This is a genomic window from Ideonella livida (assembly GCF_010499455.1).
Classification (GTDB): Bacteria; Pseudomonadota; Gammaproteobacteria; order Burkholderiales; family Burkholderiaceae_C; genus Ideonella; species Ideonella livida.
This window is the reverse complement of sequence record NZ_JAAGOH010000002.1, coordinates 16,603-29,227: the sequence shown is the minus strand read 5'-3', so window position 1 is coordinate 29,227 and position 12,625 is coordinate 16,603. Positions and strand designations below refer to the sequence as shown.

Sequence of the window (12,625 nt, the reverse complement as noted above, 5' to 3'; positions counted from 1 at the left end):
ACGGTGGGCGCCGTGCGGTGTGTGCCACTCTGGCGCAGGCCGGGGGGCTTGCGTGCCAGGGCTGCTCAGTGGTCTGGGCCGTGCTGGCTGCCCGCCAGCAGCCGATCCGTCCAGGCGATGGCCAGCGCCGACGCCAGGAAGGCCAGGTGGATGAGCGTCTGCCACAGCAGCGTCTTCTCTTGGTAATTGTCGGCGTTGATGAAGGTCTTGAGCAGGTGGATCGAGCTGATGCCGATGATGGCGGTGGCCAGCTTGACCTTGAGCACCGAGGCGTTCACATGGCTGAGCCATTCCGGCTGGTCCGGATGGCCCTCCAGGTTCAGGCGGGAGACGAAGGTCTCATAGCCGCCCACGATGACCATGATGAGGAGGTTGGAGATCATGACCACGTCGATGAGCCCCAGGACCACCAGCATGATGACCGTCTCGTTCAGGCCGGTCAGGGGCTGGTCCTTCTGGACATAACCGATGCTCTTGACCAGGGTGTCCAGCGCATGCTGGTTGCCGAAAGCCGCCTCGATCAGGTGTACCAGCTCGACCCAGAAATGGAACACATAGACCGCCTGGGCCAGTATCAACCCCAGGTACAGGGGCAGCTGCAGCCAGCGGCTGGCGAAGATCATGTTGGGCAGCGGACGCAGCCGGGTGCCGTGCGGATCAGGGAGTTGGCTCATGGAGATTGGAGTTCTGCGGCGTTGGACCGGCGCGGATTCTAGGAGCCGCGCCGGGCTGGCATGTGACGTGCTCGCGACGACCCATCGGCCCGGGTGTGACACGCAGAGTAAGGCCTTCGTCAGAAGGCCAGAACAAAGTCCTCTCCGGCCGCACACCCTGACGTGCAATGGAACATCGAGACCAGGAGACACCACGATGAGTGACGATCTGAAGATCTACAACCCCTCGCCTGAATTCAGCGCCGCGGCCCACGTGTCCGGCATGGAGGCCTACCAAGCCCTCTGCAAGGAAGCCGAAACCGACTACGAAGGCTACTGGGCCCGCTTGGCCCGTGAGCTGATCTCCTGGCACAAGCCTTTCACCCAGGTGCTCAACGAGGAGAACGCCCCGTTCTTCAAGTGGTTCGAGGACGGCCTGCTCAACGCCAGCTACAACTGCCTGGACCGCAATGTCGAGCGCGGCCTGGGTGACAAGACGGCCATCATCTTCGAGGCCGATGGTGGCGAGGTCACCAAGGTCAGCTACAGCGAGTTGCTGGCCAAGGTCAGCCAGATGGCCAACGGCCTGAAGAGCCTGGGTCTGGGCAAAGGTGACCGCGTGGTCATCTACATCGCCATGTCCATCGACGGCGTGGCCGCCATGCAGGCCTGCGCCCGTCTGGGCATCACCCACTCGGTGGTCTTCGGCGGCTTCTCCGCGCAGTCGCTGCGTGACCGCATCGAGGACACCGGGGCCAAGGCTGTCATCACCGCCGACTGTCAGGTGCGCGGTGGCAAGAAGCTGCCGCTCAAGGCCATCGTCGACGAGGCCCTGGGCATGCCGGGCTGCGAGAAGATCGAGAAGGTGCTGGTGGTCAACCGCGCCGACGCTCCGGTCACCATGCAGGCCGGCCGTGACGTCTGGATGGCCGACGTGGTGGCGGGCCAGTCCACCACCTGCGAGCCGGTGTGGGTCGAGGCCGAACACCCGTTGTTCCTGCTCTACACCTCCGGCTCCACGGGCAAGCCCAAGGGCGTGCAGCATTCCACGGGCGGCTACCTGCTGCATGCCGCGCTGACCACCAAGTGGACCTTCGACCTCAAGGCCGATGATGTCTTCTGGTGCACGGCCGACATCGGCTGGGTGACGGGTCACACCTACATCACCTACGGCCCGCTGGCCCTGGGTGGCACCGAGATCGTCTTTGAAGGCGTGCCCACCTACCCGGATGCCGGTCGCTTCTGGAAGATGATCCAGGACCACAAGGTCTCGATCTTCTACACCGCGCCCACCGCCATTCGCAGCCTGATCAAGGCCGCCGAGGCCAACGACGCCGTCCACCCCAAGAGCTACGACCTGTCCAGCCTGCGCATCCTGGGCTCGGTGGGTGAGCCCATCAACCCAGCGGCCTGGGAGTGGTACCACCAGCACGTGGGTGGCGGTCGCTGCCCGATCGTGGACACCTTCTGGCAGACCGAGACCGGCGGCCACATGATCACCCCGCTGCCGGGTGTCACCCCGCTGGTGCCGGGCTCGTGCACGCTGCCCTTCCCGGGCATCCAGTTCGCGGTGGTGGATGAAGTGGGCAATGATCTGCCCTGGGGCAAGGGTGGCATCCTGGTTTGCAAGAAGCCCTGGCCGTCGATGATCCGCACCATCTGGGGCGACCCGGAGCGCTTCAAGAAGTCCTACTACCCGGAAGACTTCAAGGGCAAGTACTACCTGGCGGGCGACGGCGCGATCCGCGACGAGAAGACCGGCTACTTCACCATCACCGGTCGCATCGACGACGTGCTGAACGTCTCGGGCCATCGCATGGGCACGATGGAGATCGAGTCGGCACTGGTCAGCTGCACCGAGCTGGTGGCCGAAGCCGCGGTGGTGGGCCGCCCCGACGACACCACCGGCGAGGCTGTGGTGGCCTTCGTGGTGCTCAAGCGTCCGCGTCCCACGGGTGACGAGGCCAAGGCCATCGCCAAGATCCTGCGTGACCATGTGGGCAAGGAGATCGGTCCGATCGCCAAGCCCAAGGACATCCGTTTCGGTGACAACCTGCCCAAGACCCGCTCGGGCAAGATCATGCGCCGTCTGCTGCGCTCGATTGCCAAGGGCGAGGCCATCACCCAGGACACCAGCACGCTGGAGAACCCCGCCATCCTGGACCAGCTGTCCGAGAACAACTGAGTCCGCTGCCGGGCCCTCAGGGCCCGGCGGTCGGGTCGACCCACCGTCGACCCACCGTGACTTGGGCCCACGGCCCGCGCCAAGCCGGCACCCAGAAGAAAGCCCCGCATTGCGGGGCTTTCGGCTTTCAGGCCGCCCCGGCGGCGGCTGCGGGGGCTCGGGCGGACCTCAAGGCGCCAGCAGGCGGTTGACCGCCGTCACATCCTCGGCGCCCAGCACGCCGCTGACCTGCCGCAGGCGCAGGCCGCCGACGATCACCTCGTAGCGCGCACGCGCCAGGTCCCGCTGGGTCTGGTGCAGCTGGGCCTGGGCGTTGAGCACGTCCAGGTTGACGCGCACGCCCACCTTGTAGCCCAGCTGGATCGCCTCCAGCGCGAGCTTGCTGGACGACTCGGCGGCCTCCAGCGCCTTGACCTGGGCCCGGCCGGACTGCACGCCGAAGAAGGCGGTGCGGGTGCCCTGGGCCACGGCGCGGCGAGCGCCTTCCAGGTCGTTGCGGGCACGGTCCTCCAGCAGCAGGGTTTCCTTGATGCGGTTGTCCAGCGCTCCGCCGGTGAACAGCGGCATGTTCAGGGTCACGCCGACGCTGGCGCTGTAGCCGCCGCCGGGGAATTGGGTGGAGGTGTAGGCGGGGTACTGGGTCTCGCTGCTGCCGCCGCTGCGGCTGGCGCCCAGGCTGGCGCCCAAGCTCACCGTGGGCCGGCGGCCCGCCTTGGCCTTCTCGGTCTCCAGCCGGGCGATCTCGTGCGCCATCTGGGCTTGCTGGACGCTCACGTTGGTGGCCTCGGCGCGGCTGATCCAGTCGCCCACGGCCGGCGGGTGCAGGTCGGGCAGGGCCACCGGCTGGGCCAGTGGGCGCGGGCTCAGGGCGGTCCGACCCACCAGCTGCTCCAAGGCCAGCTGCTTGACCCGCAGGTCGTTGTCGGCCGCCAGCTCCTGTGCGGTGGCCAGGTCAAACCGGGCCTGGGCCTCGCGGGTGTCGGTGATGGTGGCCGTGCCCACCTCAAAATTGCGCTTGGCTGCAGCCAGTTGCTCGGCGATGGCCTTCTTGCCGGCCTGCACCGTGGCCAGGCTGTCCTGCGCGGCCAGCACATCAAAATAGGCTTGGGACAGGCGCACGATCAGGTCCTGCTCGGCGGCCTTCAGTCGCGATTCGGCCAGCAGCTGGCTCTGCTCGGCCTGGCTGATGCTGGCCTGGCTGGCGAGGTTGAACAGCGAGCGCTGGGCTGACACGCCCACTTGCACCGTGCGGGTGCTGGCCTGGCTGTCCACCGGGATGTGGGAGAAGGAGGCGCCGGGCTGGTCGCTGGAGGCTTCGACCGAGCCCTTGCTCCAGTTCTGCGTGGCCGAGGCCTGCAGACCCACCGTGGTACGCATCAGCGCCCGGGCCTGCTCGGTGGCGAAGCCGGCCGCCTCTGCCTGGGCGCGGGCAGATAGGAAGCCCGCGTCGTAGCCGCGCGCGGCTTCCAGCAGCTCGGCCAGGCTTTGTGCCTGCGCCGCGGCCGGCAGCAGGGCCGCCAGGGCCAAGCCCAGGGCGACGGCCTGCAGGCGGGGGGTCTTCAACGGGGCAGGGATGCCATGTCGCTGCATGTGAGTCCTCTCAAGAACGGGAGTCGGAAATCGGTTGGAGCCATCGCGGCGCCCGGCGCGACGTTGTAGCCCGTGACGGGCTCCGCTGCGCCCACCGTGCGACGCACGGCTGGTTTGGCCCCCCTGGGCTGCGTTCCGGGGCGATGGAGGGCTGTCCCCACCCGCGCCGACCGTGGCCGGCGCCGCGCCATACGCCCGGCACCGACTGCGCGGCGGGCCGCGGACGGGAGGGCAGATCGGGCAGGGCGGTGCATGGCGGCCTTGAGAGGGTGGAGGCTCAGAAGCGGAAACGGGTCGGCTCGGAGAAGCCGTCCAGGCGCGGCACCACGGTGTCAAACAGGTCGGTGGTGGTGTAGGCGGTCTCGGTCTGGCGGGTCACCAGGCGGGCGATCATGTTGGGCTCCTGGCCTTCCACGGCCACCAGGCGGCCACCGACCTTGAGCTGCTTGAGCAGCGCATCGGGCAAGGTGCCCACCGAGCCCGAGAGCACGATCACGTCGAACGGGCCTTCGGCGGCCAGGCCCTGGCTGCCGTCACCCTGCACCACGGTCACGTTGCTCAGGCCGGCATTGCGCAGGTTGTGCGCGGCCACCTGGGCCAGCGCCGGGCGGCATTCGATGGTGAAGACGCGTTGGGCACGGTGGCCCAGGAGGGCGGCCATGAAGCCGGAGCCGGCGCCGATCTCCAGCACGGTTTCGTGCTTCTGCACCTTGGCTTCCTGCAGCAGGCGGGCTTCCACGCGCGGGGCCAGCATGCACTGGCCGTCGCCCAGCGGCACCTCGGTGTCCACAAAGGCCAGTGCCCGGCAGGCCGGCGGCACGAAGTCTTCGCGCTTGACCCGTGCCAGCAGTTCCAGAACGGCAGTGTCCAGGACGTCCCAGGGACGGATCTGCTGTTCGATCATGTTGAAGCGGGCTTGTTCGATGTTCACGGTGCGGTCCTCTGGAGAGCTCTGTGTGGGTTCCGGCCTCGGTGACGACGCCACCGCCGGGAAGGCAACCCTCGATTCTAGGAAGCTTCTCCTGTCGCCGGGCTGAGGCGGCCCAGGCGTCTCAAGGTCCAGTCCTTCAGGTCGTCCAGCAGGGCGTAGGCCACCGGCACCACCACCAGCGTCAGCACCGAGGAGGTGATGACCCCGCCGATGACGGCCTGCCCCATGGGGGCTCGCTGCTCCGACCCCTCAGTCAGGGCGAAGGCCAAGGGCACCATGCCGAAGACCATGGCCAGGGTCGTCATCAGGATGGGCCGCAGGCGAACCGCGGCGGCCTGCATCAGGGCCTCGGTGCGGGGCACGCCCTGGGCGCGCTGGCGGATGGCGAAGTCCAGCAGCAGGATGGCGTTTTTGGTGACCAGGCCCATGAGCATGACCACGCCGATGACCGAGAACAGGTTGAGGGTGGAGCGCCACACCAGCAGGGCGCCGACCACGCCGATGAGGGTCAGCGGCAGCGAGCTCATCAGCGCCACCGGCTGCAGGTAGCTGCGGAACTGGCTGGCCAGGATCATGTAGATGAACACGATGCCCAGCACCAGGGCCTGCGCGGCATACGAGAAGCTCTCGGCCATGTCCTTGCTCGAGCCGCCGAAGCGGTAGCGGTAGCCCTCGGGCAGGGGCTGGGCGGCCAGCACGGCGCGGATGTCGGCCGAGACCTGGCCCAGCGGGCGGCCGGCGGTGTTGGCGGTCAGTTCCACCTCGCGCATCAGGTCGCGGTGGTGGATCTGGTTGGACAGGCCTTGCTCGCGCAGCTCGGCGACCTGACCCAGGCGCACGGTGCGGGCCTGGCCGTCGGCCTGAGGTGCGCTGAGCAGGGGCAGGCTGGCCAGCGTGGCCGGATCGGTGCGGCTGTCGGGCGCCAGTCGCAGTTTGAGGTCGTGGTATTGCCCATCCGGGCCCTGCCAGGGCTGCAGCGTCACCCCGCCGATGAGCTGGCGCAGCTGGGTGGTGATGGCGCCGACGGACAGGCCCAGCTCCGAGGCCAGGGCACGGCGCACCTCCACCTGCACGGCCGGCTTGTCCGGCTTCATGCTGGTGTCCAGGTCGGCCACGCCCGGTACCGCGGCCAGGGCGGATTGCAGCCGCTCGCCCAACACGCGCAACTGCGCCAGGTCCGGGCCCTGGATGGAGACGGAGATTGGCTTGGCGCCACCCACTGCGTCCAGCAGTCCCACATGGGTGACGGTGATGCCAGGAACCTGGGCCAGCTGCGCACGGAGCTCGGCCGAGAGCTCGTCGACGCTGCGTTGGCGTTCATGGCGGTCGACCAGACGGATGAAGAAGCCCACCTGATGGCGACCCAGCGCCTGGCCGGTGTTGACGGTGGCCACGGTGAAGCGCACCTCGGGCAGCCGGCGCAGCAAGGCGTCGACCTGGCGGGCCCGCTCTTGTGTGACCGCCAGGCTGGTGCCCACGGGGGTATGGAAGCTCAGCGAGGTTTCAGAGAAGTCCGCCTTGGGCACGAACTCGGTGCCCAGCCGGCCTGCCCCTGCCACGCTGAGCACCAGGGTCAGGGCGGCCAGGGCCAGGGTGGCGCCGCGGTGGCGCAGTGACCAGGCCAGGGCCCGCTGGTAGCCCCGGCCCAGGGCGCGGGAGAGCTGGTCCATGCCGTGGGTGAGGCGGCCCAGGGTGCGGTCGTACAGCCCCCGCGGGTGGAAGGGCTGGCCCTCCCGGTCGATGGCCGGGTCGTGCCAGACGGCGCTGAGCATCGGGTCGAGTGTGAAGCTCACGAACATCGAGATCACCACTGCCGCGACGATGGTGATGCCGAACTCGTGGAAGAACTTGCCGATGATGCCGGCCATGAAGCCGATGGGCAGGAAGACCGCCACGATGGACAGGGTGGTGGCCAGCACGGCCAAGCCGATCTCGGCCGTGCCCTCCAGCGCGGCCTGCCGGGGGGATTTGCCCATCTGCACGTGGCGCACGATGTTTTCGCGCACGACGATGGCGTCGTCGATCAGCAGCCCCACGCACAGCGACAGCGCCATGAGGGTGATCATGTTGATCGAGAAGCCGAACCACTGCATGAACAGGAAGGTCCCCACCAGCGAAATCGGCAGGGTCAAGCCGGTGATGACCGTGGAGCGCCAGGAGTTCAGGAATAGGAAGACGATGCCCACGGTCAGCAGCGCGCCCTCGACCAGGGTGCGCCGCACGTTGGTGACCGAGACCCGGATCGGACGCGAGTTGTCACGTACCACCTCCAGGGCCATGCCCGGCGGCAGCGCAGTCTGCAACTCGGCGGCCGCGCGGTTCAGGCCGTCCACCACCTCCAGGGTGTTCTCCCCCTGGGCCTTGACCACGTCCAGCGCGATCATGCGCACCCCGTTGAGCAGGGCCACGGACTCGGGTTCCTCCGGCCCGTCCACCACCTCGGCCAACTGCGCAAGACGCACCGGCTGGCCGTTGCGCCGCGCCACCACCAACTCACCCAGCGCTGCGGCCTGGCGCATCCGGCCGTCAACTTGCACGATGTGGTCGGTCTGGCGGCCGTGCAGGGTGCCGGCGGGCAGCTGCCGTGTGTCGCCCGCCAGGGCGGCACGCACCTGCTCGGCACTCACCCCCAGCGCGTCCAGGGCCTGGGGACGCAGGTACACGTTGATCTCCCGGCGGGCGGTGCCCACCAGGGTGACCGAGCCCACGCCGCGTACGTTCTCCAGCCGCTTCTTGAGCACCTCGTCGGCATGGTGGCTCAACGCCATGGGTGAGAGCTGGTCGCCGGGCGAGGTGACGGCCAGCGTCCAGATCGGGCGGGAGGCCGGATCGAAGCGCTGCACCTTGGGCTCCTCCACCTCCTGGGGGAACTGCGCCCGCACCTGAGAGACCTTTTCGCGCACGTCATCGGCCACGCGCCGCGGGTCAAGGTCCAGGTTGAACTGGATGATGACGACGGACTGTCCCTCGTAGGTGCGCGAGGTCAGCTGGTTGACCCCGGCAATGGTGTTGACCGACTCCTCCACCCGCCGGGTGACCTCTTGCTCCACGATCTCGGCAGCGGCCCCGGGATAGGCCGTGGTGACCACCACCGTGGGGAATTCGATGTTGGGGAACTGGTCCACCTTCAGGCGCAGGTAGGACACGGTGCCCAGCACCATGAGGGCCAGCATGACCATGACGGCCATGACCGGGTTGGCGATGGAGACGCGGGTGAACCACATGGGGCGAGTCCTGGGGGCGGCCGGTCAGTGGGAGGCCGCGTCGGCGGCCGGTGGCACCACCAGCTGGCCGGCGCGTACCGGGCCGGCGCGGCCGGCCACCAGGGACTGCCCGGGGGCCAGTCCGTCCAGCACCTCCACCCGCCAGAGGCCGTCGGCCCCTTGGCCGCGGGCGCCCACGCGCACGGGCTGGCGCCGCAGGGTGTCGCCTTCCAGGCGGAAGACCACGGTTTCCCCCTGGTCCTGACGCAGTGCGTCCGCCGGCACGGCCAGCACCTCGCGCGCCACCCGGGGCAGCCGCAGCTGCAAGAACAGGCCCTGGCGCAGGGCCGGGTGGCTGGGCAACGCGAAATAGGCGTTGAGCGTGCGGCTGGCGGTGCTGGCCGCCGGGCTCAGGCGCAACAGACGTGCGGCCAGCGGCGTCTCCAGTCCTTCCACCTGGGCTTCTCCAGTCTGTCCGGGCCGCAGCAGCACGGCCTCGGCTGCTGGCAGCGCCACCTCCAGCTCCAGGCTGCCCAGGTCCACGATCTCCAGCAGCCGGGTGTCGGCGGCCACCCGCTCGCCGGGCTGGGCCAGGCGCTGGGCCACGTGGCCGCCCAAGGGGGACCGCAGCTCGGCCTCGGCCCGGGCCCGGCGGGCCAGCTCCACACCCGCCTGGGCGGCCTGCAGGCTGGCGCGGGCGGCCTGCGCGTTGGCCACCGTGGTTTCCAGTGCGGTGGCAGAGATGAAGCCCTGTCCCACCAGGCCGCGGTTGTTGGCCAGGGCCCGCTCGGCAATCTCCAACTGGGCACGCGCCACCTCGGCCTGCTGTTCGGCCTGCCGCAGCCGCCAGTCCAGATCGGCGGGGTCCAGCCGCGCCACCACCTGGCCGGCGGACACGGCCTGGCCTTCTCGCACGTCCAGCATCAGCAACTCGCCCGCGGCGCGGGACTTGACCCAGGCGGTGCGCGCCGCCCGCAGGCTGCCGCTGTACTGGGCCTCTTCTCGCAGGGTCAGCCGCTCAGCGCGCACCACGTCTGCCGGCTGCAGGGCGAGCGCCGCGGGCGCGGGCGCGGGCGCGGCCGCGCCGGCCCCTGGTGACGCCCCTGCCGCGGCCGGACCGGCCGGCTGGCAGGCCGACAGGCCCATCGTCACCGCCAGGGCCGTGCCGAGCGCTCGGCAGGTCGGGACAAGGCGCATGCGGCGCCGGGCGAAGAGGGCGGACAGGCTCACGGCAAGGGTCCTCACAGGCGGGCCGGGCCCCGCCGCAGGCCGTTGACGACCAGGGCCAGGTGCTGGCGGATGAACAGCTCGGGTTGCTCCAGGGCCGGGTCGCCCAGGCCGCAGGCACCCAGTGAGTGCTTGTGCAGGCAGAGCATCACCATGGGCAGCAGCACCGAGAGCGCGGCCTGCTGCACGTTGACGTCGGCGAACTCACCGCTGGCCACCCCTTCGCGGATCAGGGACTCCACCAGCTGCGTGCCGGGCATCACCACCTCCTCGGCGTAGAAGCGGGCGATCTCCGGGAAATTGCGCAGCTCGGTGATCACCAGCTTGAACACACCCGAGGTGGGGCTGGCCAGGATGCGCTCCCACCAGTCGGCCACCACCCGCTGAAGGCGGTCGCCCGCCGGGCCGCCCATGCGGGCCAGTTCCTGGGCGCCGGCGGCGATTTCGGTGGAAAGGTTGTGCCGTATCACGGCCCGCAGCAGGTCTTCCTTGCTGGGGTAGTACAGGTAAAGCGTGCCCTTGGAGACGCCGGCCAGGGCGGCCACCTCCTCGGCCTTGGTGGCGGCGAAACCCTTCTCCACGAACAGGCTCAAGGCAGCGTCCAGCAGTTCCTGCGGGCGGGCATCCTTGCGGCGTTGACGGGTGGACACGATGGACTTCACACAATTAATGACTGACTGGTCAGTAATGCTAGCAGCCGGGGCGGCTTTCCACAATCGCTCACATCATACCCAGTTGGGTATTTTGGCGGACGATGCGTCCGGCAAGCCCCAGTCGGGCCGGCGTCACGGGGGCCGTCTATGATCCGCCTCCTTTGATTGGCTTGGCTGGTGCCCTGGTGCCGGCCCGAGGTAGACCGCGCGTGGATCTGGTTCTCTTGCTGAAGGCGGCCCTGATGGGCGTGGTGGAAGGGCTCACCGAGTTCCTGCCGATTTCCTCCACCGGGCATCTGATCCTGGTCGGCACGCTGCTGGGCTTTGCCGATGCCAAGGCCAAGGTTTTCGAGGTGGCCATCCAGAGCGGTGCCATCCTGGCGGTGGTGATCGTCTACTGGGCCCGGCTGCGCGACGCGGTGACGGGTCTGGGCAGCCGTCCGGAAGCCACGCGCTTTGTGGCCAATGTGGTGACCGGCTTTCTGCCGGCTGCGCTGGTGGGCTTCCTGGCCTACAAGGCGATCAAGGCCCACCTGTTCAACGCCCCGGTGGTGGCCGCGTCCTTCATCGTCGGCGGGCTCATCATCCTGTGGGTGGAGCGTCGGCCGCAGACGGCCGTGCGCATCCAGCGGGTCGAGCAGATGTCAGGCCTGGATGCGCTCAAGGTGGGGCTGGTGCAGTGCCTGGGCATGATCCCGGGCACCAGCCGTTCCGGGGCCACGATCATCGGCGGCATGATGCTGGGCCTGTCCCGCCAGGCGGCCACGGATTTCAGCTTCTTCCTGGCCATTCCTACGCTGGTGGCGGCGGGGGGCTACAGCCTGTGGAAGGAGCGGCACCTGCTCACCCTGGCGGACCTGCCGATGTTTGCCGTGGGGCTGGTGGTCTCGTTCCTCAGTGCCTGGGTGTGTGTGCGCTGGCTGCTGCGCTATGTGGCCACCCACACCTTCGTGCCCTTTGCCTGGTACCGCATCGCGTTTGGTGTGGTGGTGCTGGTGACCGCCGGCACGGGTTGGGTGGATTGGTCGGCGCACTGAGCCGGGCAGGTCTTCCGCCCGGTCCTGGTTGGCGGCCGGGTTGGCTTCAAACCTTGCGGAACACCAGGTCCCAGACCCCGTGACCCAGGCGCAGGCCGCGGGCCTCGAACTTGGTCAGAGGGCGGTAGTCCGGACGGGGAGCATAGCCGGGGGCGGTGTTGGCCAGGGTCGGCTCGGCGCCCAGCACCTCCAGCATCTGTTCGGCATAGGGTGCCCAGTCGGTGGCGCAGTGCAGGACGCCACCCGGCGCCAGGCGCGAGGCCAGCAACTGCACAAAGGGCGACTGGATCAGCCGGCGCTTGTGGTGCTTCTTCTTGTGCCAGGGATCTGGAAAGAACACATGCACGCCCGCCAGGGAGCCCGGGGCGATGCGCTTTTCCAGCACCTGTACCGCGTCGAACTGCACGATGCGCAGGTTGGAGATCTCCTCCTCGCCGATGCGCTTGAGCAGGGCGCCCACACCCGGCACGTGAACTTCGATGCCGATGAAGTCGGTGTCCGGGCGAGCCTTGGCAATCTCGGCCGTGGCATGGCCCATGCCAAAACCGATCTCGACGATGACGGGGGCCTGGCGGCCGAACAAGGTGGGGAAGTCCAGCAGCGACTCCTCGGCCGGCACCAGGAAACGGGGCCCCAGGTCCTGCAGGGCGCGGGCCTGACCTGTGCCCATGCGGCCGGCGCGCAGCACATAGCTGCGCACCGCACGGCGATGGCCATCTTCGCAGGCCTCGGCCTCGGCGCGGTCGGCGCCGGTGGAGGAAGGAGGGGGCAGGTCGGCGGCAGGGGGGGCGGGCAGGTCGGACATGGAGCGCTGTGGTTGGCCGGCGGCGGCGCGCCGGATTCCCGGGGCGTCGCGCCAGCGTCAAAGGGAGCGCGATTTTGCCGGAGCCCGCAGGCCTGACCACGCAGTACGCGGCCGGTGTCAAAAATGACGCTACACTCTTGGTCGCTGCGGGTGTAGTTCAATGGTAGAACGGCAGCTTCCCAAGCTTCATACGAGGGTTCGATTCCCTTCACCCGCTCCAGATGCCAAACCCGGTGACGTGCCCTGTGCATGCACCGGGTTTTTTCTTGCCCTCACGTTCCCCAGCCGCCCCGGCGGCGCGGGGGAAGTTCCGGCGCAAGCTCGTGTCTGGCGGCCGACCG

Annotated in this window: 9 protein-coding genes and 1 tRNA gene; 3 read left to right on the top strand and 7 right to left on the bottom strand. The window is 69.0% G+C overall.

The annotated features are described in order from the left end of the window. Positions 1-65 precede the first annotated feature (65 nt). Positions 66-674, bottom strand: coding sequence for a TIGR00645 family protein (locus tag G3A44_RS02110; protein WP_163455849.1), 609 nt, complete (start codon positions 672-674; stop codon positions 66-68). Positions 675-870: 196 nt separating this feature from the next. On the opposite strand from G3A44_RS02110, the gene acs reads away from it, so the two are divergent. Further along, positions 871-2,838, top strand: a complete 1,968-nt coding sequence (gene acs / locus G3A44_RS02105; protein WP_163455848.1) for an acetate--CoA ligase — start codon at positions 871-873, stop codon at positions 2,836-2,838. A gap of 168 nt (positions 2,839-3,006) precedes the next feature. Here the strand turns inward: acs and G3A44_RS02100 are convergent, their stop codons facing one another. The 5 genes from G3A44_RS02100 to G3A44_RS02080 all read right to left on the bottom strand — a co-directional run bounded on the left by G3A44_RS02100 (position 3,007) and on the right by G3A44_RS02080 (position 10,439). Further along, complete coding sequence (locus G3A44_RS02100; RefSeq protein WP_163455847.1) at positions 3,007-4,401, bottom strand: TolC family outer membrane protein; 1,395 nt, start codon at positions 4,399-4,401, stop codon at positions 3,007-3,009. A 304-nt stretch (positions 4,402-4,705) separates the two neighbouring features. Next, positions 4,706-5,359, bottom strand: a complete 654-nt coding sequence (locus G3A44_RS02095; RefSeq protein ID WP_163455846.1) for a protein-L-isoaspartate O-methyltransferase family protein — start codon at positions 5,357-5,359, stop codon at positions 4,706-4,708. A gap of 77 nt (positions 5,360-5,436) precedes the next feature. Then, on the bottom strand, positions 5,437-8,583 hold the full coding sequence (locus G3A44_RS02090; protein WP_163455845.1) for an efflux RND transporter permease subunit: 3,147 nt from the start codon (positions 8,581-8,583) through the stop codon (positions 5,437-5,439). 24 nt (positions 8,584-8,607) lie between these two features. Next, complete coding sequence (locus G3A44_RS02085) at positions 8,608-9,792, bottom strand: efflux RND transporter periplasmic adaptor subunit (protein WP_163455844.1); 1,185 nt, start codon at positions 9,790-9,792, stop codon at positions 8,608-8,610. A gap of 11 nt (positions 9,793-9,803) precedes the next feature. Further along, positions 9,804-10,439 carry a TetR/AcrR family transcriptional regulator gene (locus G3A44_RS02080; RefSeq protein WP_310734307.1) on the bottom strand — a complete coding sequence of 212 codons (636 nt, stop codon included), beginning with the start codon at positions 10,437-10,439 and terminating at the stop codon, positions 9,804-9,806. Positions 10,440-10,651: 212 nt separating this feature from the next. Here G3A44_RS02080 and G3A44_RS02075 point away from each other — a divergent pair, with 212 nt between their 5' ends. Next, a complete protein-coding gene (locus G3A44_RS02075; protein ID WP_163455842.1) occupies positions 10,652-11,479 on the top strand; it encodes an undecaprenyl-diphosphate phosphatase in 828 nt (275 codons plus the stop codon). A gap of 46 nt (positions 11,480-11,525) precedes the next feature. Here G3A44_RS02075 and trmB read toward each other — a convergent pair whose 3' ends face one another. Then, complete coding sequence (gene trmB / locus G3A44_RS02070; RefSeq protein ID WP_163455841.1) at positions 11,526-12,284, bottom strand: tRNA (guanosine(46)-N7)-methyltransferase TrmB; 759 nt, start codon at positions 12,282-12,284, stop codon at positions 11,526-11,528. A 146-nt stretch (positions 12,285-12,430) separates the two neighbouring features. Between trmB and G3A44_RS02065 the strand changes: the two genes are divergently transcribed. Continuing rightward, positions 12,431-12,504 (top strand) — tRNA-Gly (locus G3A44_RS02065). Positions 12,505-12,625 lie beyond the last annotated feature (121 nt).